Source organism: Pseudomaricurvus sp. ABR4_320, from assembly GCF_056159445.1.
In genome coordinates, this window is the sequence record NZ_JBSWVF010000003.1 from 1 (window position 1) to 25051 (window position 25051).

The 25051-nt window shown below is 52.2% G+C and carries 23 protein-coding genes; 9 read left to right on the top strand and 14 right to left on the bottom strand.

What is annotated here, in order from left to right; all coding sequences use genetic code 11:
- Positions 1-803, bottom strand: an 803-nt coding sequence (locus tag ACXAFR_RS06340) for a RibD family protein (protein WP_475173932.1), incomplete at its 3' end; no start/stop codon positions are given.
- A 508-nt stretch (positions 804-1311) separates the two neighbouring features.
- Between ACXAFR_RS06340 and yjgA the strand changes: the two genes are divergently transcribed.
- Entirely contained in the window at positions 1312-1917 is a 606-nt protein-coding gene (yjgA, locus tag ACXAFR_RS06345; protein ID WP_475173937.1) for a ribosome biogenesis factor YjgA, read from the top strand.
- A gap of 2 nt (positions 1918-1919) precedes the next feature.
- Here the strand turns inward: yjgA and ACXAFR_RS06350 are convergent, their stop codons facing one another.
- The 6 genes from ACXAFR_RS06350 to ACXAFR_RS06375 form a co-directional block, all read right to left on the bottom strand.
- Positions 1920-6161: a YhdP family phospholipid transporter gene (locus tag ACXAFR_RS06350; RefSeq protein WP_475173942.1), complete on the bottom strand. Its 4242-nt coding sequence runs from the start codon at positions 6159-6161 to the stop codon at positions 1920-1922.
- 3 nt (positions 6162-6164) lie between these two features.
- The gene (rng, locus tag ACXAFR_RS06355; RefSeq protein ID WP_475173946.1) at positions 6165-7658 is read right to left on the bottom strand and encodes a ribonuclease G; all 1494 of its coding nucleotides are present in this window, start codon (positions 7656-7658) and stop codon (positions 6165-6167) included.
- Positions 7655-8254 carry a Maf family protein gene (locus ACXAFR_RS06360; RefSeq protein WP_475173949.1) on the bottom strand — a complete coding sequence of 200 codons (600 nt, stop codon included), beginning with the start codon at positions 8252-8254 and terminating at the stop codon, positions 7655-7657. Before ACXAFR_RS06360 ends, rng begins: the two co-directional genes overlap by 4 nt.
- Before the next feature lie 67 nt (positions 8255-8321).
- A complete protein-coding gene (gene mreD / locus ACXAFR_RS06365; RefSeq protein ID WP_475173953.1) occupies positions 8322-8810 on the bottom strand; it encodes a rod shape-determining protein MreD in 489 nt (162 codons plus the stop codon).
- 8 nt (positions 8811-8818) lie between these two features.
- Positions 8819-9676 (bottom strand): rod shape-determining protein MreC, encoded by an 858-nt coding sequence (mreC, locus tag ACXAFR_RS06370; RefSeq protein WP_475175821.1) that lies wholly within the window; start codon positions 9674-9676, stop codon positions 8819-8821.
- Between the two features lie 44 nt (positions 9677-9720).
- Positions 9721-10755 carry a rod shape-determining protein gene (locus ACXAFR_RS06375; RefSeq protein ID WP_475173956.1) on the bottom strand — a complete coding sequence of 345 codons (1035 nt, stop codon included), beginning with the start codon at positions 10753-10755 and terminating at the stop codon, positions 9721-9723.
- A 357-nt stretch (positions 10756-11112) separates the two neighbouring features.
- Between ACXAFR_RS06375 and gatC the strand changes: the two genes are divergently transcribed.
- The 6 genes from gatC (at position 11113) to ACXAFR_RS06405 (ending at position 16191) form a co-directional block, all read left to right on the top strand.
- Positions 11113-11394: an Asp-tRNA(Asn)/Glu-tRNA(Gln) amidotransferase subunit GatC gene (gene gatC / locus ACXAFR_RS06380; protein ID WP_475173963.1), complete on the top strand. Its 282-nt coding sequence runs from the start codon at positions 11113-11115 to the stop codon at positions 11392-11394.
- 62 nt (positions 11395-11456) lie between these two features.
- Positions 11457-12911 (top strand): Asp-tRNA(Asn)/Glu-tRNA(Gln) amidotransferase subunit GatA, encoded by a 1455-nt coding sequence (gene gatA, locus ACXAFR_RS06385; RefSeq protein WP_475173967.1) that lies wholly within the window; start codon positions 11457-11459, stop codon positions 12909-12911.
- A gap of 15 nt (positions 12912-12926) precedes the next feature.
- Positions 12927-14381 (top strand): Asp-tRNA(Asn)/Glu-tRNA(Gln) amidotransferase subunit GatB, encoded by a 1455-nt coding sequence (gatB, locus tag ACXAFR_RS06390; RefSeq protein ID WP_475173970.1) that lies wholly within the window; start codon positions 12927-12929, stop codon positions 14379-14381.
- A gap of 40 nt (positions 14382-14421) precedes the next feature.
- A complete protein-coding gene (locus tag ACXAFR_RS06395) occupies positions 14422-14718 on the top strand; it encodes a PA4642 family protein (protein WP_475175824.1) in 297 nt (98 codons plus the stop codon).
- 26 nt (positions 14719-14744) lie between these two features.
- Positions 14745-15482: a sulfate transporter CysZ gene (gene cysZ / locus ACXAFR_RS06400; protein ID WP_475175827.1), complete on the top strand. Its 738-nt coding sequence runs from the start codon at positions 14745-14747 to the stop codon at positions 15480-15482.
- A 130-nt stretch (positions 15483-15612) separates the two neighbouring features.
- Entirely contained in the window at positions 15613-16191 is a 579-nt protein-coding gene (locus ACXAFR_RS06405) for a hypothetical protein (RefSeq protein ID WP_475173976.1), read from the top strand.
- Here the strand turns inward: ACXAFR_RS06405 and ACXAFR_RS06410 are convergent.
- The 4 genes from ACXAFR_RS06410 to can all read right to left on the bottom strand — a co-directional run bounded on the left by ACXAFR_RS06410 (position 16168) and on the right by can (position 21020).
- Positions 16168-16965, bottom strand: coding sequence for an SHOCT domain-containing protein (locus ACXAFR_RS06410; RefSeq protein ID WP_475173980.1), 798 nt, complete (start codon positions 16963-16965; stop codon positions 16168-16170). The genes ACXAFR_RS06405 and ACXAFR_RS06410 overlap by 24 nt on opposite strands.
- A gap of 360 nt (positions 16966-17325) precedes the next feature.
- Positions 17326-18606, bottom strand: coding sequence for a response regulator (locus ACXAFR_RS06415; RefSeq protein WP_475173982.1), 1281 nt, complete (start codon positions 18604-18606; stop codon positions 17326-17328).
- A gap of 120 nt (positions 18607-18726) precedes the next feature.
- Complete coding sequence (gene rhlB, locus ACXAFR_RS06420; protein WP_475173987.1) at positions 18727-20283, bottom strand: ATP-dependent RNA helicase RhlB; 1557 nt, start codon at positions 20281-20283, stop codon at positions 18727-18729.
- Positions 20284-20405: 122 nt separating this feature from the next.
- Positions 20406-21020, bottom strand: a complete 615-nt coding sequence (gene can / locus ACXAFR_RS06425) for a carbonate dehydratase (protein ID WP_475173993.1) — start codon at positions 21018-21020, stop codon at positions 20406-20408.
- Between the two features lie 319 nt (positions 21021-21339).
- Between can and ACXAFR_RS06430 the strand changes: the two genes are divergently transcribed.
- Together ACXAFR_RS06430 and ACXAFR_RS06435 are read left to right on the top strand one after the other, a co-directional pair.
- On the top strand, positions 21340-22233 hold the full coding sequence (locus tag ACXAFR_RS06430) for a fructosamine kinase family protein (RefSeq protein WP_475173997.1): 894 nt from the start codon (positions 21340-21342) through the stop codon (positions 22231-22233).
- Entirely contained in the window at positions 22193-22930 is a 738-nt protein-coding gene (locus tag ACXAFR_RS06435; RefSeq protein WP_475174003.1) for a glycerophosphodiester phosphodiesterase, read from the top strand. Before ACXAFR_RS06430 ends, ACXAFR_RS06435 begins: the two co-directional genes overlap by 41 nt.
- 30 nt (positions 22931-22960) lie before the next feature.
- Here ACXAFR_RS06435 and lipA read toward each other — a convergent pair whose 3' ends face one another.
- From lipA to ACXAFR_RS06450, 3 genes are read right to left on the bottom strand one after another with little or no spacing between them, the layout of a single operon-like run.
- A complete protein-coding gene (lipA, locus tag ACXAFR_RS06440; protein WP_475174007.1) occupies positions 22961-23953 on the bottom strand; it encodes a lipoyl synthase in 993 nt (330 codons plus the stop codon).
- A gap of 4 nt (positions 23954-23957) precedes the next feature.
- Positions 23958-24674, bottom strand: coding sequence for a lipoyl(octanoyl) transferase LipB (lipB, locus tag ACXAFR_RS06445; protein ID WP_475174009.1), 717 nt, complete (start codon positions 24672-24674; stop codon positions 23958-23960).
- A gap of 8 nt (positions 24675-24682) precedes the next feature.
- Complete coding sequence (locus ACXAFR_RS06450) at positions 24683-24967, bottom strand: YbeD family protein (RefSeq protein ID WP_475174013.1); 285 nt, start codon at positions 24965-24967, stop codon at positions 24683-24685.
- Positions 24968-25051 lie beyond the last annotated feature (84 nt).

A 25051-nucleotide genomic window follows, 5' to 3' on the forward strand; every position in this document is an offset into this window, starting at 1 on the left:
TTATGCTTGCATTGCAGGGCAGCCGCTTCCTCGCATGCAGACGAGTTACAGCCTTTTAATTCACAATCGAATAAAATATCACTGCCTAAGCTATAAATCTTAGCATTGGGCCGATAGGCACTGGTTAATCGGTCTATCGGTGACAAGCGGATACCACTTGGTCCGGAACCGATGATCACCGTGGAAATAGCCACATGCAGTCGATCAACTAAGCCCGCATCGACAAATCGGGCAATGGTTTTTGCTCCACCCTCGATAAGAATTGTGTTTAATCCGCGCTCTCTTAGCTCCCGCAAGATATCATCCGGTGCCAGACCTTTAACTCCAGGACGCAATCGTATAACGTCAGCGTTTAATGATCTCTGCGGGGCATCAACGCTTCGAAACACGATCACTGGCGCACCACCATCGTGAAAAAGCCCTTCGTTGCCAGACAAAGTTCCGTGGCAGTCAATAACGACGCGAACCGGATGCGGTCCATTTACCAAACGAACAGAGAGCCGAGGGTTATCGACACTAACTGTAGTGGCTCCCACAACAACAGCATCTACCAAAGCACGACAGCGATGTAAGTGTGCTAGACCATCAGGACCGGAGACATCTCGCGCATCACCCGTTGGAGTCGCAACGCGGCCATCGAGCGACTGGCCCACCTGGGCAACAACGAATGAATCTCTCGCGGTTGCGATCGGTCCGTAAAGATCGAGACCAGAACCCGACGCCCATGATGTGTTTTTGTCCTGCCGAAACGCTAGAAGCCTCTCCCAGTTTTCGCTGCTAATTTCTGTTGAACTGATGGACAAATCCGGGAGCTCCTTCTAAGAGAAATCTAAAACAATTACATTAAACAACCCGAGCCTAATACGGATACACATAACTAAAACAGAAAGCTTCTCGATAATCCACTCAAGCACAAATGAATAGCAGAAAACCACAACACGCCCGGTATCGAATGCAGAGATAAATACGCCATTTAAATAAGAAAAGTCTTAGAAATTTTCACTTCAGGCGCCGTTTGAGCGGAAGTTACCGACCAAATTACCGAACCAAACGCAGCTTCTTAGCATTTGATCCCAGCGAGCTTAATCTCGAGAAGTACCAACGTTGGACCTCGTATCGATTTCTACAGTGCCATGAAAAGGTTCAAATCAAGCCATCTATGGTTCCAAGATTCCGAAATTTACGTCATCATTGCGCCCCCAAATGGCCAATGTGATTATCCCGAACGATTCTGAGGCGCCGCTGCCCAGTAGCGCAACCTCAATACGGATTTGGGATTAGCCAATCGCGTCGCGTTAATGTCAGTATCCAGTGAACAAGCGCACGTTGCCTTTTTGGGCCTTGCGACCTATTTTTACGCTTAAAGATATAACACTGATCGACGATTACACCATGAACACCAACGACGACTTCGACGACGATTTACCAGAAAAGCCTTCAAAAACAGCGGTCAAAAAAGAGATGACCGCACTTCAAGAGCTGGGCGAACATCTCGTCGAACTCGGAGAAGCCGATCTTGCCCGCATGCCTATCGATGAGAGATTGCAGGAAGCGATCCGCCAAGCGCGCAATATGAAGCAGCGCAGCGCTAGACGCCGTCAATTGCAGTATATCGGCCGGTTGATGAGAGAGGTCGACAACGCCGATGAGATTCGCGAAGCCTATGAGTCAACTCAGCAACAGGGGCGCGAAGCCACGCAATTGCATCATTTAACAGAACGCTGGCGCGCTGATTTACTGGAACCTGACACCGCCAATCAGGCTCTGCAGAACTTCGTTAGCGAATATCCTCACACAGAAATCCAACAACTGCGCCAGATCATCCGCAGTGCGCAACAGGATCAGGCCACCGGCAAGAATCGTGGCCACAGCAAAAAGCTCTTTCAGGTGTTACGGGAAACCATCCAGAACAACTGACGCTATTCCGTCAGAGGTAAGGTCGCATTTATTGCAGACTCGCCCTCTTCCGCATCAGAGACAGGCTTGTCTGTAGAAACGCTATCTCCGGCTTGGATCGAAGGCTCAGGGACGACCTCAGATCTCGGCACTAAAGATGGGTCGGGAACGTCTGAATCCCGAGCTTTATCCTCAGTCTGCCCATCAGGAATAGGATTACCTGCGTCATCCAGAGGAATGTGGGGAGACGTCTCGCTGGCTTTTTCGGCAGCTTTGTTGTCAAACAAGCTATCAAACTCAATCTTCGGGTCGGCCCAGGACCCGGAAATATCGTAGGAAAGGCTTGCGGCTTTTTCGACCTGATCCTTAAAGATTTTACCCACCAGGTAAACCCCTACGGCAGCGGGCAAACCCGCCGCGAGCGCCGTAAACAAGGTTGCATTGCCGGCAACCGGTAAGGTCGCCACCAAAGACGTATTCAACGTCTCATCAATAATATTGATGCGCCCCCCCATCTGCAGCGTTGAAGAAGTACTCTTCACCACAATCGGCTCATTGAGGTAAGCCATGCCCTGATCAAACTTTAACGTGCCATCAATACGATCAAACGCCAAACCATCCTTATAGACATCTGAAAAATCGAATTTCAAACGCCTTGTCCACTGATCAAAGTTGAACAATCCGATAAGACGAAGCAGCGTGCTGCTGGCTTGATTGCTCGCAGTCAGGAAACTGCCGTTGCGTACATCAACAGTAAAATCACCGATAACGCTGGTCACGTCAAAACCGAGCGGCGAGCCAGTCCAATGGAGATCCGCATCACCAAGGAAAGACTTGGTTTCCATAAATTGCGGCAGTTGCCAGGCGTCACTTACTGAACGTAAATTGCGGCCAGATAAAGACCCATTAAATCGCGTAAGCTCGGTGTCATCCGTCTTATACCAACGCAACAATGCGCCGCTGTCCAGCAGTTCACGGTTTTCACTGGATTCTCCCTCGGCATCGGCGCCCCCTTCAACTCGAATGCCCCGAATCTGACCGCGGATATCCTGTACAACCAGCAAGTCGTTTTCCGGCCTCAACTTGGCAGTCCACTGTCCATAGGGCTTTCCACCAAGCGTCAGCTCCTCGACGTTAATATCGACGGGCACAAACTGGCGAGGGTAAATACTGTCGAGAATACCTTTTAACGGACTTTCTGGGAGTCCATTTTCTGCAATCTGAGGTTCGCTTTCCGCCTCCCCAGGCCAGCGAATGTAATCGAGGTCGATGCGCTGTGCTTGCCCATCGTTGTGCAATGCGATATCCCCGGCAATACGATCGCTGTCGAGTCGCAGATTCCAGCCATCACGAGTCGTCATACCACTGACTTCAACATCCGGGAGTATCTGCTCGCCCCAATACAGCTCGTTAAAAATCAAACCGAATTCAAGGTCTTCTAAAATTCCCTGTAAACGGTTGCCGCTCTCCGCCGTTTTAGCCGTCTCTGCTGCCGCACTTTCCAGAGGTGGCGTTACGACTGGGGTTCTTGCATTGTAGGCCTGTAAATCCTGAAACAGCGCTCTAACATCCAGACTTTCCATGCCTCCTGCAACACGAAACGCATCGTAGGTCACTTCCTGAGGCGTCCCCAACGCCAGGGTTCCGCGTACAGGTCCGGTAGTCGGCACTCGGATATCCGCCCAAACCTGATCACCGTAGCTACCATGTATCTCGTAACCTGATTCGGCCAGAGGAATATGCAGCTCCAGCTCTCGGGTTTCATCCGCAGGCTTTCCCAAAGGTGCGGGTAACTCGACCGAAAGACCATCCATCGCGCTGCGCAGGACCAGTTCCACCTGCTTTTCTTTTGTAATCAGTTGCCCGGCAACGCGGGAACTTCCCTGCATAAGATGCGCTTCTGAACGCCCGCTCCATTTCGCCAGGGCGTCCGCAGACACACGTGTCGAGAAATTCGTAACCGTCACAAACTGATCGCCCTCACCCTCAACATCGGAGAGACGTTCAGAGCTGATATTGAGCGCCACCGGCTCTCCCCACAGGCTGGCCGTCGGCGCTTTTGCGGAGAGCTGGGTTTCATTGTCATAGACGAAATCACCGGCAATATCGTCAATCACCAAGTTCGTAGGCTCATGGGATAAGCGCGCATCCTTTAAGGTGAACTCCAAGTGTTGAGCGTCGCCACCCGCGCCTTTATTTAAGGGAATGGCCAGCTCAACATCGGCAGCAGAAACCTGTCCTTCAGCCTGCCAGCGGCTAAAACCGTCTCCGACTAAGTCTTTCAGGGGGGTGTCCGTGAGTAGCGACCAAGCCGATGCTGCCGGACCATCCCCACGCCCTTTTAGACGTAAAAGAGATCCATCGCCGCTGGGATTATCATCTATCTCAAGGTCTGCGCCATAGATATTCATGCCTGCCAGATTGGCAGAATCGATACTGACATTTACCGCCGGAGCACTGACCTGAACAAACCCTTTACCCTCGGTGATCGCAGGCCAGCCAGGGGCATAATCAACACTGGCGCCGTCAACGTCGAGAGCCAGCTCGATGGAGCGAACTTTGGGTTGTGAAATTGCAGAGGCGGTTGATGCCGCTTCTGGAGGTCCGAAATAGCCTTGAATGGCAACACCACCTCGATTCACCTGCCCCTCGTTAAAGGACCCTCGAAGCCACGCCCCCAGCTTATCGGGCAATGTGATCGGAATGACATCGGATGCATTAACCGCATTAAAGTCCTGTGCTCCCAGCAGTAGCATCAGCTCGTTCAAACGACTGTGTCGTTTCAAGGGCGCATCCAGATAAAAATAGCCGTCGACTTTACCAAGGGGGCCACTGGCAGCGAGCTTGTTACCTTCCACAATAACCTGATTACTGGCCGGGCGGATATCCCAACGGACCCGCCCGACAGCACTATCCAGCTGAAAAGGCCGCTCAAACAGCTGCTTAAATGCCAGTGTACTGGAGGTCGCGTTGTCGAACTGAACCTCTCCCTGCAATCCAGTCACCTGGACATTTCCACTAACGTGGGTAGCCGCCGGAGCGCCGCGCCAACCGTCGACGGAAACATCATCGAGCTGAGCCGTCAGAGAGAGTTTTTCCGGCGCCTGAATCGGCAAGTGAAAGCGTAAGTCGCGAACTCGACCTCGCGGATTGACACCATCAATGATCTTACCAGCCAGCTCGGGCATCTCCGGAATTTTACCCGCAATCTGGCCCCAAATATCGAGCTCTGCAACGGGGAAATACGCATCGAGAGTTTGCTCTCTATAATCTCCGCTGATCTGAAAGGCAGGAAGCTGGTAATCCTGCTGAGGCCAGCGCCCCACCAAATTGCGAAAATCGGTAAACCAGTGCCCTTCTCGGCGCCAGCTACCTGTCACCCAGCTCGACAATTCCTGAGGATAGGCGCCTGCCTCCACTTCCGGACGAGTGACTCGCCACTCTCCCTGCCATTGCCACTCCTCTCCACTAAGATTGTCAAACCAGAGCCGTGAAGAAAGCTCACTTCCAGCCAAGATGGGTCGTTCGGCGACCGCTTTGGAAACAAACGCCGTGGTTTGATCGACGGGGAAATTCTGCAGCTGCAAAAAACCCTGTCCGCGATAAGGTTGGCCTGCTTCCCCTGAGCGACGCTCGTAAACCAAGCGCAATGCCTGCACCTGCTGGGGTAAGTCGAGACTGGCCTTAAGACGATGAAAGTCGCCGCGATTCTGAACCGTCATCGAGGTTAGAGATAATTGCGACTCGTGCCCATTATTAAGATGAAACGCCAGGGAGACATCGCCAACGGACACCTGATTGGTCTGCAAAACTGGCTGTAATGGCGCCAGATCAAACGCCGTCGAATCTTTCAGGGGCTGCATACCCTGCAAGCTCCAGCGCCCATCGGCATCCTGTTGCATAACGGCGTGCAGATGGCTCAGCTCGATGTCTTTAAACTGTGGACGCCAGCGGGTTGCCGATGTCAGAAGATTGATCCGCACCAGAGCATCGCCCATTTCCAGGACTGTGCTGCCCTCGGTGGAAAGACGTAACCCGTGAATCATGACAGTAGGCTGTAATCCACGCCAGGCAATCTCCAACTGTTCAACGCTGGCATCCAACTGTAATTCTTCACTGAGATAAAACGCGAGGCGATCTTCGAGCCCCGACATTTGCGGCAAAACCAAGCGGCCCAGCTGTATGAGTAATGCAAGCCCAATGACCACTAGGGCCACAGTTCCAAAGGCTAAACGCAATACCCCAAACAACAGCTGACTCAGCACAGGTTATACCAAAATGATGTCGTACTGCTCTTGGCTGTACACACTTTCAACCTGAAACTGGATCGTGCAGCCGATAAATTCTTCCAGATCGGCAACGTTGGTTGACTCCTCATCCAGCAGGCGATCAATCACAATCGGCGACGCCAACACCAGAAATTCGCGATTGTTGTACGCTCTCGCCTCCCGCAGAATTTCTCGAAAAATCTCATAGCAAATGGTTTCTGCAGATTTAAGCGTACCTCGCCCCTTGCAAACCGAGCAGGGCTCACACATAACTTGCTCGAGAGATTCACGGGTACGCTTGCGAGTCATCTCGACCAATCCCAGCTCAGAAACCCCGGTGATCGAACTTTTCGCGTGATCTCGCTCCATCATTTTTTCAAGCGTGCGTAAGACCTGGCGCTGGTGATCCTCGTCGCTCATATCGATAAAATCGACAATGATAATGCCACCCAAATTGCGTAATCGCAGCTGCCGAGCAATCGCGGTGGCCGCCTCCAAATTGGTTTTGAAGATCGTCTCCTCAAGATTGCGGCGGCCGACAAAAGCGCCGGTATTTACGTCGATGGTGGTCATAGCTTCAGTCTGTTCAATAATCAAATAACCACCGGATTTGAGTTCGACCTTTCGCTCCAGCGCTTTCTGGATTTCGTCCTCGACATTATAGAGCTCGAAAATTGGGCGCTCCCCAGGATAGTGCTCAATTCGATGACTGATTTCCGGCGCATATTTTTGCGCAAACGTGACCATTTTGCCGAACACCTCGCGGGAATCGATCCGCACCTTTTCGGTTACGGGTTTCACGCTGTCCCGCAGAGTACGCATGTACAGCGGCAGATCCTCATAGACCACAGTGCCGGGATTCAGTTTGGTCGCTTTTTCTTCGAGTTCTAACCAAAGTCGATAGAGAAATCGAATATCCGCATACAACTCGTCACCCTGCACGCCCTCAGCCACCGTGCGAATAATAAAACCACCGGCAACCGATTCGGGACTTAATTCTTCGTTAAAGAGTTCAGCCTTTTCTTCGACCAGCGACTTTAACCGGCTGCGCTCGTTCTCATCTTCAATGCGAGTTGATACGCCAATATGGCGAGTATGGGGCATGTAGACAAGATAGCGACCGGACACTGACAGGTGTGTCGTTAAGCGCGCGCCCTTGGTACTGATCGGATCTTTTAGCACCTGCACAATCAGAGACTGCCCTTCGCGCACCAGCGTACGTATGTCGCCCACCTCGGCGTGGCGATCCTCCATGCCATCGGCGTCCAGTGCGGCAATATCATTCGCGTGAATAAACCCTGCTCGCTCCAGACCAATATCGACAAACGCCGCCTGCATCCCCGGCAGAACTCTCAAGACTTTCCCTTTAAAAATATTGCCAACGTGGCCTTTGCGTTGGGTACGCTCAATGGTCACCTCTTGCAAAAGTCCGTTTTCGATCAATGCGGTTCGCGTCTCCGTTGGCGAAGCATTGACCAGTAATTCCTCACTCACGAATTTTTCTCTCCCCAGGTCTCCACGTGCACCAACTCCAGCAGCTCTGCCGTTTCTTTTAGAGGTAACCCCACGATGCCGCTGTAGCTGCCAGTTATCGATGTCACAAAGACCGCGCCATATCCCTGGATACCGTAACTCCCGGCCTTATCGGCCGGCTCACCGGTCTTCCAGTAACGGATCGCCGTCTCCTCAGAGATTGGCCCCATGCTCACCGTAGATATGGACAGGCGCTGATGTAACACATCCCCCTTGCAAACGGCGACCGCAGACAATACCCGATGAGATCGATCGGCGAGGCCCATCAGCATGGCAACTGCCTCATCTCTGTCAGCGGGCTTTTCCAGTATTTGCCCGTCACACTCGCCCAATGTATCTGCGCCTAAGACGACCCCGTCAGGTAGACTCAAAGCAGCGGCGGCTGCCTGTCCCGCGAGGCTTTTCTCCCTGGCAAGACGCTGCACATATCCAACGGCATCTTCTTCCGCGTGCGGCTGCTCAAGGACATCAATGGTCAGGGGTTGGAAGCGTACACCAATCTGTTCCAACAGTTGTCGGCGACGAGGCGAACGGGATGCGAGATACAGAGGAGTCATAGCCAGATTCCAAAAAATATGGTTGGTATCAATTTATTATAACCGGCTGAGACTTACAGGCGATCCTTCAGTTTATCCGATAGTAAAAACGCAGGCGTTCCAGAGCGATAAAAAACGGCGGCCAAATAAGGGCACTGGTGAGCGCTGGCAATAAAAATATCAGCGAACTGGTACCACTGCCATGAAGGAAATGCACCCAATTATTCACCAACTGGCTCATACCGACGATGACAAACACGAGTATCGCTTGGTGCCAGAGCGTGTAGTTTCGCACTCTCTGATAAGAGAGAACGCAGACGTACACCACGACCATCAGAGACAAAGCATGCTGCCCTAACATTGAACCTTCGACAACATCCTGCAGACAGCCGACAACCCACACAGCTAGAATACTGATACGAGTGGGCAGGGTTAAACTCCAAAAAATGACCAGAAGTGTGATGAATTCAGGCCGCCACCAACCTAATTGCCGATCGAGGGGGAAGACGGTTAAGACAAATGCAAAACTGTATAGAAAGAGCATCGGCAGGATTTTTGTCGACGTCAGAGGCAACATAGCGCCGGCTACCCCTCCGAAGACGGCTCTATCGCCATGAGTTCTGGATTGGGGCGCTCGCCCCGAAAAACGACCAATAGATGACGACTGCGATTCATCTGCGCCATCGGTCGCGCAATAACTTTGGCAAAAGGCTGGCCAGGGTCATGTACAACTTCAGTCACTTCAGCGACAGGATACCCAACGGGAAAGCGCTGACCGAGCCCGGAACTCACCAGTAGATCACCCACGCGGATGTCAACGGTGTTCGACAGATGTCGGATATTAAGCGTGTAGAGGTCGCCAACCCCCTCAGCCACAGCCCTAACACCGTTGCGATTGACCTGTACCGGCAGTGCATGTGTGGGGTCAGTAATGAGCAAGACCTGTGACGAGAAACCGCTGACCTCAACCACCTGCCCCATCAAGCCGTAGGCATCGAGCACAGATTGCCCAACATGGACACCGTCACTGGAACCTTTATTGATAATGACTCTGTGAGTCAGAGGATCCGGGGACACCCCGATCATTTCTGTCACCAGGACCCTGTCATTAACCATCCGAGCTGAATTCAACAGCTGTCGCAAACGGACGTTTTCTGCCGCCAACACAGCCATTTGATGGAGCTTGCGCTTGTGAATCAGCAATTCAGCGCGCAGATTTTCATTTTCCTGCTGCAATTGCTCGCGACTGGTAATGGTATCCTCACCCCAGTTAAGTGTTCGCGCTGGCAGATCCACCAACCAGTAGAGTGGTGCTACTAATGTGCCAATTTTAGCCCGAACCGGGTCGAGTAGAGAGGTAAAACTGTTGAGCAGGATTAGCACCAGCGCGATGACGCCCAGCCCCACTATCCTTGCGGTGATGGAAGATCCCCGAGTGAACAGCGGCTTGATAGCTGGGCCTCCGGCTGGTGAAAATTAAAGAAAGATTAGCTGAAGAAAAGATGCACGCTGCGATTGTCCATCATTTCCATGGCGCGACCACCGCCCCGAGCAACACACGTTAGTGGCCCCTCCGCAACAATCACCGGCAGGCCAGTTTCATCAGAGATCAGGCGATCAATATCTCGCAACAGAGCCCCGCCACCGGTGAGAACAATACCGCTTTCAGCAATATCTGACGCCAATTCCGGCGGAGACTGTTCCAGAGCACCTTTTACCGCCTGAACAATAACGGCCAGCGGCTCCTGCAGAGCCTCGAGAATTTCATCGCTGTTTAGCGTAAAGCTGCGCGGCACCCCCTCAGCCAGGTTGCGTCCACGCACGTCAATTTCTCGCATTTCACTGCCCGCATAGGCGCAGCCAATTTCCTGTTTGATCCGCTCCGCAGTTGCATCCCCAATCACACTGCCGTAGTTACGACGCACATAGTTGACGATAGCCTCGTCAAACCGATCGCCACCGACACGGACGGAATCCGAATACACCACACCGTTCAAGGAAATAATCGCGATTTCGGTGGTACCGCCACCGATATCCACCACCATGCTGCCATTGGCTTCTTCGGTTTTCAATCCGGCACCAATTGCCGCAGCCATTGGCTCTTCGATCAGTCTGACTTCACGAGCACCAGCCCCCAGAGCCGATTCACGAATCGCACGTTTTTCGACTTCCGTCGACAGACAGGGAACGCAGACCAAGACCCGCGGACTCGGCTGAAACCAACTGTGTTCATGCACTTTCTTGATGAAGTGCTGCAGCATTTTTTCGGTTACCTGGAAGTCGGCAATAACACCGTCTTTTAGCGGACGAATCGCGGTAATGTTTCCCGGTGTGCGCCCCAACATACGTTTGGCTTCGACACCGACCGCTTCGACGATTTTCTGCCCGTTGTGATGACGGATAGCAACCACGGACGGCTCGTCCAGGACAATACCCCGGTCACGCACATAAATCAGAGTATTTGCGGTTCCAAGGTCAATAGAAAGATCGTTGGAGAAAACTCCGCGCAGGCGTTTAAACATTTAATTCGCTAGACCTGAAATATTTGGCTGGATGTGGATCGGGGACTGGCAGACACAATTGTTATTCAAGAACGAAGACACCGTCATACAATAAAACCGACTGCTCAGAACCAATTTTCACAGCAAAATGCTGGAAAATCGCCGCCGCTCAATCAGTTAGAGGAGAAATGCGCCACGCACCCTTCGATTGAGCGAACTCTACCAACGGCAGGGATTCAGAGCAAGGAACAAATATGGTAAGTTTAGCGCCTTTACCCGTTTCCGCAGTAACAACACCGTCAATCCGGTGTAAAATTGCTATTTTTATCCTCACGACAGGCTGTTTCGGCCCGTCAACTCACATTGGAGACCATTGTCGTGGATCGTTCGGACATCCAAAAACTGGCGGATCTTGCGCGCATCGAAATCACCGAAGATAGCGCGGATAACGTTGTGGAGCGGATCAATGATGTCCTCGCCCTGGTCGATCAATTGCAGGCTGTGGACACCTCTCACATTGATGCCATGGCCCACCCTCTCGACGCCGTGCAGCGTCTGCGCGACGACACAGTGACTGAGGCCGTCGACCGGGAAAGCTACCAGGCCATCGCACCAGAGGCAGAAGACGGCCTCTACCTGGTACCCAAGGTTATTGAATAGTATCCCGACCCGGCGCGAGCCCAAGGTCCACTCCGGCATAGACACACCCAGGATCAGACAACATGCATCAACTGACCATTGCCGAACTCAGCCAACAGCTGCAGAGCAAGGCGATATCGAGCGTTGAACTTACCCGCTATTATTTAGAGCGAATCCAGCGCCTCGACAGCAACTTTAACGCTTTTATCACGGTGACCGAACAGCAGGCCCTGGCCGAAGCGCAAGCGGCCGATGCTCGCTTGGCACAGGGTGATCAGAACCTACTGTGCGGTGTTCCAATTGCCCATAAGGATATCTTTTGTACCGAGGGTGTTCGCACCAGCTGCGGTTCGAAGATGCTCGATAATTTTATCTCCCCGTACGACGCTACCGTCGTCACCCACTTACGCAACGCGGGTGCAGTGATGCTGGGCAAGGTCAACATGGACGAGTTTGCCATGGGGTCTTCAAACGAAACCAGTTTCTACGGTCCGGTAAAGAACCCCTGGGCAACTGACTGTGTTCCGGGCGGCTCTTCCGGCGGCTCCGCCGCTGCGGTTGCCGCACACCTTGCCCCCGGCGCAACTGCAACAGACACCGGAGGCTCCATTCGCCAGCCGGCCAGCCACTGCGGCCTGACCGGCCTAAAACCCACCTACGGGCGCGTATCCCGATGGGGCATGATCGCCTTCGCATCCAGCCTCGATCAGGCTGGCCCAATGACCCGCACTGCGGAAGATGCCGCGATAATGCTCAAGGCCATATCCGGCTTTGATCCCAAAGATTCCACCAGTGTCGATCGCCCCGTGCCCGACTATGCCGCCGGACTTGGCCAGTCCATCTCTGGCCTGACCATCGGTGTCCCTGAAGAATATTTCAGTGAGGGCCTGCATCCGGAAGTTGCGGCTCGCGTTGAAGATGCCATCAAGCTGTTGGAAGGCTTGGGAGCCAGCATCAAGAAGATCACCCTGCCACACACGCACCTAGCCGTACCGGCCTACTATGTTATCGCCCCAGCCGAGTGCTCTGCCAATCTCTCCCGCTTTGATGGCGTGAGATTTGGACACCGCTGTGAAGCCCCCAAAGACTTACAGGATCTCTACAAACGCTCACGCAGCGAAGGCTTTGGTGATGAGGTTCAACGCCGCATATTGGTCGGCACCTACGCGCTTTCTGCAGGCTATTACGACGCCTATTATCGCAAGGCACAGCAGGTTCGCCACCTGATCAAGCAGGATTTTCTCGATGCCTTCGCCGACGTCGATGTCATTGTTGGACCGACGGCGACATCCCCCGCCTTTCAATTTGGCGCCAAATCCAGTGATCCAGTCGCCATGTATCTCGAGGATATTTACACCATCGCGACCAATTTGGCGGGTCTGCCAGGTCTATCAATCCCCTGCGGATTGGTTGACGCTAAACCCGTAGGATTGCAGTTGATTGGCAATTTTTTCGCTGAGGAGACTCTGCTGAATGTTGCCCATCAATACCAAAAGCATTCAGACTTCCATCAGCAAACGCCTCCGGCGATAGATTAAAAGCGAGATCGCAGCATGGAATGGGAAACTGTCATTGGGCTTGAAGTCCACGTGCAGCTAGCCACACAAAGTAAACTTTTCTCTGGCGCCAGTACCGCTTTCGGTGCGGCCCCGAACACCAACGCCTGTGCGGTTGACCTGGCGCTGCCCGGAACTTTACCGGTGCCGAATAAAGAGGCGTTTCGCTTTGCAGCGATGTTCGGCCTTGCAATTAACGCCGAGATCAATCAGCGCTCTATCTTCGAACGCAAAAACTACTTTTATCCGGATTTGCCGAAAGGTTATCAGACCACCCAGCTTGATCAGCCGATAGTTGGCCCCGGCGTGGTTAACATCACACTCAGCGACGGCAGCATCAAACCCATTCGCATTCACCACGCCCACCTTGAAGAGGATGCAGGAAAATCTCTGCACGAAGATTTTCACGGTATGTCTGGTATTGATTTAAATCGCGCCGGTACCCCACTGATTGAAATTGTCTCGGAACCGGACATGCGCTCATCCGCAGAAGCCGTGGCGTTTGCCCGTAAACTGCACACTATCGTCACCTCCCTCGGCATCTGTGATGGCGATATGTCCCAGGGATCTATGCGTTTTGACGTGAATGTCTCTGTACGTCCCGCAGGTAGCGACCTACTGGGCACCCGCACTGAAACCAAGAACCTCAACTCGTTCAAATTTATGGAAGACGCCATTAAGCTGGAAGTTGAACGCCAGATTGAGCTTATTGAAGACGGCGGTAAGGTCGTCCAGGAAACGCGTTTATACAACGGTGAAACCCGCACGGCGCGTACGATGCGAACCAAGGAAGAAGCCAACGACTATCGTTACTTTCCCTGCCCTGATCTATTGCCAGTAGAGCTTGATGATGCGTTTATTGCCACACTGCGGGATCAACTTCCAGAAATGCCTGATGCGAGACAGCAGCGTTTTATGGAGTCCTATGGACTCGGCGCTTACGACGCAGAACTGCTGAGCTCAGACACAGAGACTTCCGCCTACTTTGAAGCCACAGTCGCCGCTTGCAAAGAACCTAAATTAGCTGGCAACTGGATTAACGGCGAGCTGGCAGCACGCCTTAACAGTGAAGGCCTATCTCTGTCCGCAGCGCCAGTAAACCCGGAGCAGCTGGGGGGATTAATCGTCCGACTGGTCGACAACACTCTTTCCAGCAAAATTGCCAAACAGGTGTTCGACGCCATGTGGCAAGGTGAAGGCAGTGCAGACGAAGTCATCGAAGCTCGCGGCCTCAAGCAGGTTTCCGACAGCGGCGAACTCGAAAAAATCATCGATCAGGTACTGGCGGACAATCCCGCCATGGTCGAAGACTGGCTCTCCTCGGATGAAAAGAAACGCAAGAAAAAAATGGGTGGCTTCATGGGGCCAATCATGAAAGCAACCGGAGGACAAGCTAACCCAGGAATGGCCAATCAGCTGTTAAAAGCCAAACTAGAAGCCAAGCTGCCATAATATTTCTACCGAATTTGCCTACAGAGAGACAAACAGAGTCATCGCAATGAAAAAAGACAAACAAAAAGTGCTCGGCGAAACCTTTTCCGACGAGCGCATCCGGACCTTTCTTGATGTCGAGCCCTATGGCGCCATGAACGCGGATTTCCATCGCCTCGAAAAAGCCTACCGGGGAATGAAAGCGGACAATTTCGCCACCTTTGTGCAGTTTTTCTGTGAAGCTGGCCATGACATAAACGCGACGAACAGCGACGGCAAGACCCTTCTGCAGCTGGTTCGCACCCATCGTCTGGGAGACGAATACGCGGACATTCTGGAAAAAGCTGGCGCTCACTGAGAGACAGCACCATCAAGCACAACCGCATAACCAATGGCCCGAGCTATGCCGCACAGGCGTTGCGATGGGCGCTGCACCGGGAACTCAGAGTCTTTATTCTGGTACCGGTGCTGATCAATCTGTGCCTGTTCGCGGTCATCACCACTGCGCTGTTTTCACAATTTGATAGCCTGATCCAATGGCTGCATGGCTATATTCCAGATTGGTTAGCCTTTATTTACTGGCTGATACTAGCGCTGATCGTCTGCTTGTTTTTATTGGTGTATGGCTACAGTTTCAGTCTGCTCACCAACATCATAGCGGCTCCGTTCTACGGCTTTCTCGCATCCCGAGTAAGTCGACTGGCTGGTTATGGTGAAGGCTCACAGGAATCTTTCGCCCAAATGATTCCACGCACTCTGGCTCGGGAACTCGGCAAACTCTGGTATTTCCTATCAAGAGGACTACTGATTCTGCTGCTGTCTTTCGCCCTCAGTTTTTTTCCTCCCATTAATCTACTGGTGCCGATCATAGGCCTTATCTGGGGGGCCTGGTGTATGTCGGTCCAATACACTGACTACGCGGCAGACAACAATTGCTGTGGTTTTAAAGAGTTACGCTACCGTTTAAGGAAAAATAAAAACACATCCTACGGACTTGGTGGGCTGATTATGGCCGGAACCATGCTGCCGTTGGCTAATATTTTCGTCTTGCCAATCGCGGTTATTGCCGGAACACTCTATTGGGAAAAAGAGCTCAATCACTCATCATTCCCAACCCGCTAAAGATTTCCGGGATTGACAACCACCGGGGCGTAAAACACATAATCATCGGTCTAAAAATATCAGCTCCGAGGGAATGGGCAATGCAACGGTATCCATTGGCTCACGAAAGCTAACCACTGAGAATCGCCCCATGTTCACCCCCCGCACAACTCGGCTCTTACGCTTTATATTTTTAACCGGTCTCGGCAGTTGCCTGCTGATCTTTCTAATTGTATTTCTGTTGAAAGGCCCCGAAGACAATACCTTGATGCACGATTCCAATAATAATGGTCGAGAGGCCCTGTCCGAGTCGATCGAACAAAATTTTGCAGATCTGATTATAACGATCAGCGGCGAATTGGATCAGGAATTTCAGAAAGCACACCTGGATGGAGAGCCACGAATTCAACTGGAAACCAACTCGAGCTGCTTCTATCCCTACCGTGACGCCACCATAGAACAACAACTCATGGGACTACTTAATCGTTTCAGTGGCGCAGCGGAAGCACATGACGCTGATGCTGTGGTCAGCGCCGCCAATAAACTTCAATACTATACCCTGGAAAAAGACTCTGACCACGCCCGTTGCTGGCAAGAGGTTATGAAAACCGCAGACATCTCCAAGCAGCGTGTGGCGGAATCCATGGCGAAGATCATCACGTACGGCGACAATCTGCCAGAGAAACCACCTGCTCGCGAGAGTGGCTTAGACGCGCAAAAGCAACTCTGATTTCTTAGCACTGAACTCTGCATCAGAAATAGCGCCTGCATCTCTCAATCGAGCCAGCTTTTCAATCAAATCCAGTGCACTGGAACCACTGACATTGGCAGAGGGCGTAACGTCATTGCCAATAGGGGGTGATTGACTGTAAGCAGGCTCGTTATAGGCCGCTATCGGCTCAGGCGGAGCTGCAGGCTCAGCAAAATTGTTGTTTACCGGCGCCATGCCACTGCCACCACCGGAAACGATCGGTAAACTGTCGACCGAAACATTCCCGTACTGACTGGAAAATGTCAGTGAGGTGGAACCACCCTGCTGTTGACTGATACCACCAATGTTGTGATCCAAAGTATCGTATATCGTTATCTGGCCATTGAGTTCAACCGCCAGTCGCCCCGGGAAAATCGCATACCGAATATTGTTTTGAGCGCCGCTGCTAAACGGTGCGCCTAAATCCTGTGGCCACCACTGATTACTATACCCTGCAGCACTGCCTGGTGCCGGCTGGCGAAAAATCTGTGTGGAACCCAGCCCACCGGATAACTCTTCACATAAATTGTCCACGGTCATTTTCAGGCCATGATTGAACATATCGCCAACCATCGTCATACCACCGCGCATCCACTGCCCTGACCCGCCAAGCTCGGGACAATTAAATTGGGCCATCGTGCCGCCGCCATTGTTGACGGCAACTAACATGTGCTCAACAGCCTCGCGGGAGAGGTTATAGCGCTGAGAGAGTTGTTGGACCAAGTTCTGGCCCTCTGAAGTTAAATTCAACATGAGAATCCTGTGTCACTTTGAGATCCGCCGACCAGGCCCACGCCCCGTCGCACGGTAAATATGAATGGCGTGGAAACAAAATCCACGGGAGAGATCTGCCAGCTACCCGATTCAGTACGCGACTTGCAGCAGTAACGGATTAGAGTCAATGTACGTGACCCAATGAAGGAAGCAGGCACAGCTTTATTCACTGTCAGCGTATGCGAAATGCGATGAAAACCCTGAGTTCGAAGCGGGAACAACAGGAATTACGCAAAGAGTGAAGTTATTTGTTGATGGTTATTATATCACCTAACGAGGTGCGCCTTAAAAGGCTAGAGACGCCAAAATGATCCGACAATGAAACTAGGGAGGTTAGGATCAATCGTCAGTGATGATGAGATTGGACCCTGCATCGCGAGCCCTAGCCAAATAACTAAGCGCCATCCCAATTTGCTCATCCAAAGATTCGCCGGCCATGTTGGTAACGCCACCGCTAAAGCTTAGCGGCAGAGTCTGTTCTTCGAGCGCCAAGGGCTGGCTCTCAACGAGAGCTCGGACCGCGTTGAGCACAGCAAACGCTTTCGCATTATCTAGGCCGTTCAGCAACACCAAAAACTGGCCGCCATCGACTCGGGCAACAAGAAACCGGCTCAACTTGTCAGAGAGGAGCGCCGCAACCGTTTGAATCGCGCTATCCCCTGCATCGTAGCCCCACTCATCGTTGATTTCAGCGACACCATCAACCTCCAGACAAGCCAGCGCATAGGGCGCCTGACCCGACAGAGCACTCAGTCGGAGCTCCTGGGCCTCCTGCATGAAGTAATGGCGATTATAACACCGGGTCAGTGGATCACGATTGCCATTGTCCCGAATGGTTTCAATCAACTCCAGAGTATCCACATTGTGCATCAGTCGACAGTAGAACTCTTCGTGATTGAACGGCTTCTGTAGGAAGTCATTAGCGCCAATTTTAATAAATCTAGCACTGAGACTACGCTCTCCTTCTGCGGATAAGCCAATAATGGTGAGATCGGATTTTTCATATTTCCCACGCAGATTCCTAACCAGCTCGAAGCCGTCCATCTGAGGCATTTGGTAATCGGTTATAAGAATTTTTACATCCGGATGCTGCAATATCATTTTAATCGCTTCGATACCATCAGAAGCAGTCAACACCTGATAACGGTGGTTCTCCAACAAGCGCCCGATAAACTTGCGACTCATCTCTGAGTCATCAACAACCAAGACCTTTAGAAAGCGGTTTTTTTCCAATCGATGAATTAGGTTGAGCGCGTATGCGTAGGAGTAACGGCCCTCTTTGGTGATGTAGTCGACAATGCCTCGACCAAACCAGTGCTCGCGCACAGACTCATCAAAACTGCCGGTTAATACGATGGTTGGCAGCCCCCTCTGCAGGGTATAGTCCACCACTTCACCGGAAGGTGCATCCGGCAAATTGAGATCGACAAGTGCAGCAAACCAGTCGCTTTGAGAATCTAAAAGCTGTCGAGCCTCTTCAAAACTGGCCGCAAATTCCGCGACGAGATACTTCTCTGTCTTCAACATGTGCCGAATGATCTTAACGACCAGGCTACTGTCTTCGACTACAAGTATTTTTTTAACATCAGGCTCTGCCATGACCACCGGCGCTTCACTCAATCTTTTGCTTCAGTGTAGACAAGAGTGCTGCGATTTTCCCGGCATTAGGCTTATAAGGATAAGCAGTAGCGCCTGCTTGAGTGCCACTCGGGCACCATCAAGCGCATAGAGGGGAGAGATTTAGGACCGTGAACTGCGGCGCCGTGGAGGCCTTCTGTTGTTGCCCCCAGAACTATCTCGTCGTTTGGAAGACGACTCACTGAACTGGGAAGATGCTTTACGCGTCGCCTTGGGAACTGGGGCCAAAAGCGCCTCTGGTGGCTGCTCGCACTGTATGGCTTTTCCCAGCAGCTCCTCGAGAGGCATCAATCGGAAAGCATCATCCTCACATGCAAAGCTGATCGACGTGCCCGACTTACCCGCACGCCCCGTACGACCAATTCGATGGACATAGTCTTCAGGCTCTTCCGGCAAGGTGAAATTCACAACATGGCTGATACCGTCGATGTGAATGCCCCGACCGGCGACATCGGTCGCAACCAGTACTTTCAGATCGCCTTTTTTAAAGCCATCGAGCGTTCGAATACGTTTATTTTGGGCGATCTCACCGGACAGCAGCCCGACATTCAAGCCCTGCTGCTCCAGGCGTTCAGCCAACCGGCGACATTCATCACGACGATTGGCGAAGACAATCAGGCTCTCGACGTCGGGCTGCTGAAGAATATTATAGAGCAGAGTAAATTTCTCTTCAGTCGCAGCCAAATAGACATGCTGCTCAACCGTATCGGTTGCAACACTTTCAGGCTCAATCTCGACGCGCTTAGGGTTATCGGTCCACTGCTCCGCCAAATTGAGCACATCTTCGGTAAACGTCGCCGAAAACAACAATGTTTGGCGGTGAGTTTTTCGCGGCGTCATGCGAATAATTCGTTTAACTTGAGGAATAAACCCCATGTCCAGCATACGATCCGCTTCATCAATGACCAAAATTTCCGTTTGATCCAGATGGATATCGCTATTACCACAAAAATCCAGCAGTCGACCCGGGGTTGCCACCAGGATATCGACAAAAGACTGCTGGAGGCGGCGACGCTGCTTCTCGTAATCCATACCGCCAACAAGTGTATGAACCTTAAGATTGGAATACTTGCAAAGATTGACGGCATCGTCGGCGATCTGAATCACCAATTCACGGGTGGGAGCGATGATCAGAGCCCTCGCCTCCCCGGCATAACGTTCCTGAGAGAGCGGATGCTTGATCAAATCATCTATGATAGAGACGAGAAAAGCTGCGGTTTTACCGGTTCCTGTCTGGGCCTTACCCACAAGATCCTGGCCGTCCAGAGTAAACGGTAGCGACTGAGCTTGAATCGGCGAGCAATATTCAAATCCCAGATCGGCAATGCCATGCATCAGCTCGTCTGGTAATTGCAAATCGTGAAATCGGGTTTTACCTTCCTGAGGCGCAACGGGAAACTGATCAATGGTCCAGGGAGGCTGTGTAGATGCCGGTGATTTTTTTCGGGCTGATGAACGTCGAGAATTGCGCTTGCGGCGATTGCCGGAACCTTGATTCCCGCCCGCGGACTTTGCCTCACTCGATTTTGCGTCTTGCGAAGGCCTTCGGGACGACTGCGCCTTACCCGACGAACGCTTGGTTTCAGGTGCCGCGGGTTTCTCCGTTGTCGGCTTGCTTTTTTCCTGTCCGGTCAGCTTCCGGATGAACTCACCAATCAAACTTTATCTCTTTCAGAAGTTTATTACCTCGGCAGTATAACATGAGTGGCGCAGAGAATACCTGCTGCGGAAGAGAGCTATCGCTGACGCCCGCCCCTGCTGCGCCTTCATTCTTGAAAAACCTACGAAAAATTCATGTCTGCTGCCGTACGAGTGACTTTTAGATCCCTCACCAGTCCATCTTCAAGACTGTATACCCAACCATGCAATGTTAAATCCTGCCCCGCACGCCAAGCATTGCGTACGATCGTCGTCTGTGCGACATGACCGACTTGAGCGATCACGTTGAGTTCACACAAACGGTTGGTCCGCTCCTTCTCAGAACTGGCGGAATCCACCGCCGTTTTGTGCTCACGATAAATATCGCGGATATGCTCCAGCCAATTATCAATCAAACCGTGAGCTTCTTTTTCTAGGGCTGCCTTGATTCCTCCACAACCATAGTGACCAACAACCAGAATATGCTTCACCTTTAGAACTTCTACGGCATACTGAATCACCGATAAACAGTTCAAATCCGTGTGCACAACCACATTGGCGATGTTGCGATGAACAAAAATACTGCCCGGTTCCATATCGACAATCTGGTTGGCAGCTATGCGGCTGTCAGAACAGCCGATCCATAAATATTCCGGGCTCTGCTGGGTCGCCAGACGCGCAAAATACGTCTCATCTTGGCTTTTGATTCCCTCAGCCCAGTGACGATTGTTGTCGATCAGGTCTTCCGGTTTGTTCATCGCGACTCCTCAAAAATAAGTTAGATACATAATTACTGTGCCTGTTAGGGGCAACGAAGAGGCGGTCCGCCATCCTTAGCAGCAATTCAGGACTACCGTTACCGTCTAATATATGGCGACAACGGCTCTCTGCACTCTGGTTTGTAACCGGAGACGAAAGAATTCATCGATTGGGGCGAGCAATTCATCAGCTTACTAGCCTGAGGCTTGCCGATTATACCGTAGGCAAGAGGTCACCTCTGACTTTATGATGCAGCTTGGGGGACTGCATCGACATACACACGTATTATAGGCATGTATTTTCTGAAGAAACCAGCCAATGCAAATTCCCTTACCATCGCCCGAAACTCTGAGTCACCTGGTTCATTCTGGCATTGAACCAGCTCTCGCTCTGGGGCTGAACCAAGCCGTCTTGTCGCCAGTGGGCGGCGGCGACATCAATATTGCCTACGGCATACGACAGGGCGAAGATCGCTATTTTCTCAAACTTAACCATTGCAGCCAGCTGGCTATGTTTGAGGCTGAAGCAGCGGGGTTACAGGCCATTGCCGCGACTCAGACCATTCGCACTGGAGAAGTGATCGGCACCGGCGTATTCGAGGAGTACAGTTGGTTGTTAATGTCTTGGCTTGAGATACAGTCTCAGGGAGACTGGGTCCAGGCAGGTCGAAATTTGGCGCAGTTGCACCTAGCCGCCCAAGGTGATTCCTTCGGATTCGATGAAACAACCTATTGTGGCACCCGCTCTCAGAATAATCGACGCAACGCACATTGGGCGACTTTCTTTACTCGACAACGGCTGCTTCCACAATTACAAACGTTTTACCGGTGTGACGCTGATGACCCACAACTGTGTGAAATAATCGACCGATTGGCTCAGCATCTGAAAGATCACCACCCTCAACCCGCTCTCGTGCACGGAGATCTCTGGTCCGGCAACATCGGCTTTGCCGATGGCGACCCGGTGATTTTCGACCCAGCGGCCTACTATGGCGATGCTGAAACAGATTTAGCGATGACGGAGCTGTTTGGACGCTTTCCCGAAGATTTTTACCTAGGCTACGCCAGTGTCAACACCATTTCGAACGGTTACACGACACGAAGACCCATCTACCAACTGTATCACCTACTCAATCACGCCAACCTGTTTGGTGGAGGTTACCGATATCAAAGTGAATCCCTGCTCCAACAGCTCACCAACCGCTCCCGCTAAACCACCAGCTCTGCAATGTTTTGCTCATCGAGGGGCGACAGGAAAACACTCCGAAAACAGCTTGGGAGCCATTGCTGAAGCGCTAGCTATAGGTGCCGAAGGCATAGAGATTGATGTATGGGCAGCTCAGGATGCTCTGGTCGTCTACCATGATCGACGCTGTGGTCGTTTGCTGCCTGGAACGGAGCTAATCACCGATCTATCCCTTGCCGAGCTCCGCCGTCATCAACTTCCCTGCGGCGACAAAGTTCCGACGTTGGAAGAAGTGCTGGATTTGGTCGGCAATCACGCACGATTGAACATTGAGATCAAGGGCATCGCCACAGCCCAACGGGTCGCCAAACAACTGCAGACGTCTCTGAGAAACCATGACCACATCATCGTGTCCAGTTTCGATCACCCTCAGCTGCTGGCGTTTAAGCGCTACTTACCTGGCGTCGAAACCGCAGTACTGGTGGAAGGCGTACCTCTCGAGCCTAGAGCGCTTGTGGAACGGATGAAAGCCCAAGCGCTGCATCTGGGTTTAGGCTTTCTGCGCGAGACGACCGTCACCGAATGCAGGTCTGCAGGAATCCCCGTACGGGTCTACACCGCGAACAACGCCGACGATTGGAACTGGGTAGGACAACTTGGCGTCGCCGGCGTTTTTACGGATCGCCCCGAAGCCATGATGCGCTGGCGAGGGGCGCCCTCTTAATAGGCAGAAAATCGGCAATAATTGCGATGTTTAGCGAACTTTCTCGCCGTGCGCCTGCTTGTCTGCATGGTAAGAAGAGCGCACCAGCGGCCCGCAAGCTGCGTGGGTAAAACCCATCTCCTCTGCGACAGCGGCATACTCGTCAAATTCTTCTGGGTGAACGTAACGATCCACCGGCAGATGTTCACGCGAAGGTTGCAAGTACTGACCGATGGTCAGCATGTCGATATCGTGTTCGCGCATGTCGCGCAAAACATCAATAATTTCTTCCTTGGTTTCCCCCAAGCCAACCATAAGGCCAGACTTGGTCAGTACATCTGGGCGCCTCGCCTTGTACTGCTTTAATAAGTCCAACGACCATTTGTAATTAGCTCCAGGGCGGGCCTGCCGATAGAGACGAGGAACCGTTTCCAGATTGTGGTTGAACACATTAGGAGGCTCTGCTGCCAGTATGTCCAGTGCGGTGTCCATTCGACCGCGGAAGTCTGGAGTGAGGATTTCAATTTCCAGGTTTGGAGAATAGTGTCTCGCCTCACGAATACAATCGGCAAAATGCTGAGCGCCTCCATCCCGAAGATCATCTCGATCGACGGATGTCACAACCACATATCGCAGCCGCATCTCAGCAATCGCTCGCGCCAGATGCTCGGGCTCATTGGCGTCCAGCGGATTGGGTTTACCGTGGCCAACGTCACAAAATGGACAGCGGCGGGTACAAATATCGCCCATGATCATGAATGTGGCAGTTCCGCCACTAAAGCACTCGCCAAGATTTGGGCAACTGGCTTCTTCACACACGGTAGACAGGGAATTGGATCGCAAAATCGATTTAATTCGGTCCACTTCCGGAAAATTACCCACCCGTACACGTATCCAATCCGGCTTCGGCTGGAATTGGTCAGTGGCAATGACCTTGACCGGGATACGCTCGACCTTGTCAGCATCCCGCAGCTTTTCGCCCTGCTTAATGCGTCGAGTCCGCTTTATGGGCTCCATATCGGGAGAGCTGGTTTCCAATGTCATAATATTAACCTGCTTGCATATCCGTAGACGCCAGAACGGGAGCTGATACCCCACCATCCGCAGGCGTCACGTCTGCTTCTTTGTATGTATAAGTTTGATAGCCGAGCGCTCTCGTGAAGGCTGCAACTAAAATGCCCGCCATGGCATTGACATCCCCCGCACTGGGATCCGTGCTCAGATCCTGGGTTCTAAGCATTTCCATACCCGCGAACCCACATGGATTAATGCGGAAAAACGCACCAGTATCCATGGAAACATTCAGACTTAAACCGTGATAACTGCACCCACGACGAATACGAAACCCCAGGGATGCTATTTTACCCTGCCCTACGTAGACACCTGGCGCGTCAGGCTTGGCGAAGGCTTCTATACCAATATCGGACAGCGTATTAATAATGGCCTCTTCCGTCTTGGAGACCAGCTCACGGACACCGATACCGCGACGACGTAAATCGATCAACGGATAAGCAACCAATTGGCCAGGCCCGTGATAGGTGACCTGACCACCACGATCCACTTGAATTACTGGGATGTCGCCAGTATTCAGCAAATGCTCCGCCTTGCCCGCCTGTCCCTGAGTAAACACCGGTGGATGTTGTACGATCCACAGCTCATCTAGGGTTTCCGGCTTGCGCTCATCGGTAAAGCGCTTCATCGCCAGCCAAACAGGCTCGTAATCGGACAGACCTAAAGGCCTTACAATGATTTGCGAGTTATCCATAACCGCGCTCAAAGTACCATTTTGGTCATGGCACTGGCGACCAGCTCTTTGTGTAGGGCTTCTAACTGACTTACCCCGGTCGCTGTGATAACAAAAGTTATCGATTGAAAGCGGCCGTTGCGGCTGTTCTTGATCGTCACCTGCGCCGGATCAAACCCCGGGGCATGGCGCTCCATGACGTCATGCGCAAATTGATGAAAGCGATCACCGGCATCCCCCATTACTTTGACGGGATAATCCGGGCAGGGAAATTCAATCTTGGGCGGCTGTTGGCCGGCATTGTCAGAAGCCATGAGTACACCTGCAGGAGACACAACGTAATCTCTACAGAACGAGCTCTGACGCTAGGTCTGACAGGCAATTACCCGAAAGGTGTC

Bases quoted from the DNA above. Each gene is read 5' to 3' on its own strand.
- lipA (WP_475174007.1), bottom strand. From the start codon at position 23,953: ATGACATTGGAAACCAGCTCTCCCGATATGGAGCCCATAAAGCGGACT.
- mreD (WP_475173953.1), bottom strand. From the start codon at position 8,810: ATGTTGCCTCTGACGTCGACAAAAATCCTGCCGATGCTCTTTCTATAC.
- ACXAFR_RS06430 (WP_475173997.1), top strand. From the start codon at position 21,340: ATGCAAATTCCCTTACCATCGCCCGAAACTCTGAGTCACCTGGTTCAT.
- lipB (WP_475174009.1), bottom strand. From the start codon at position 24,674: ATGGATAACTCGCAAATCATTGTAAGGCCTTTAGGTCTGTCCGATTAC.
- ACXAFR_RS06405 (WP_475173976.1), top strand. From the start codon at position 15,613: ATGTTCACCCCCCGCACAACTCGGCTCTTACGCTTTATATTTTTAACC.
- ACXAFR_RS06450 (WP_475174013.1), bottom strand. From the start codon at position 24,967: ATGGCTTCTGACAATGCCGGCCAACAGCCGCCCAAGATTGAATTTCCC.
- gatA (WP_475173967.1), top strand. From the start codon at position 11,457: ATGCATCAACTGACCATTGCCGAACTCAGCCAACAGCTGCAGAGCAAG.
- gatB (WP_475173970.1), top strand. From the start codon at position 12,927: ATGGAATGGGAAACTGTCATTGGGCTTGAAGTCCACGTGCAGCTAGCC.
- can (WP_475173993.1), bottom strand. From the start codon at position 21,020: ATGAACAAACCGGAAGACCTGATCGACAACAATCGTCACTGGGCTGAG.
- ACXAFR_RS06375 (WP_475173956.1), bottom strand. From the start codon at position 10,755: ATGTTTAAACGCCTGCGCGGAGTTTTCTCCAACGATCTTTCTATTGAC.
- ACXAFR_RS06360 (WP_475173949.1), bottom strand. From the start codon at position 8,254: ATGACTCCTCTGTATCTCGCATCCCGTTCGCCTCGTCGCCGACAACTG.
- ACXAFR_RS06410 (WP_475173980.1), bottom strand. From the start codon at position 16,965: ATGTTGAATTTAACTTCAGAGGGCCAGAACTTGGTCCAACAACTCTCT.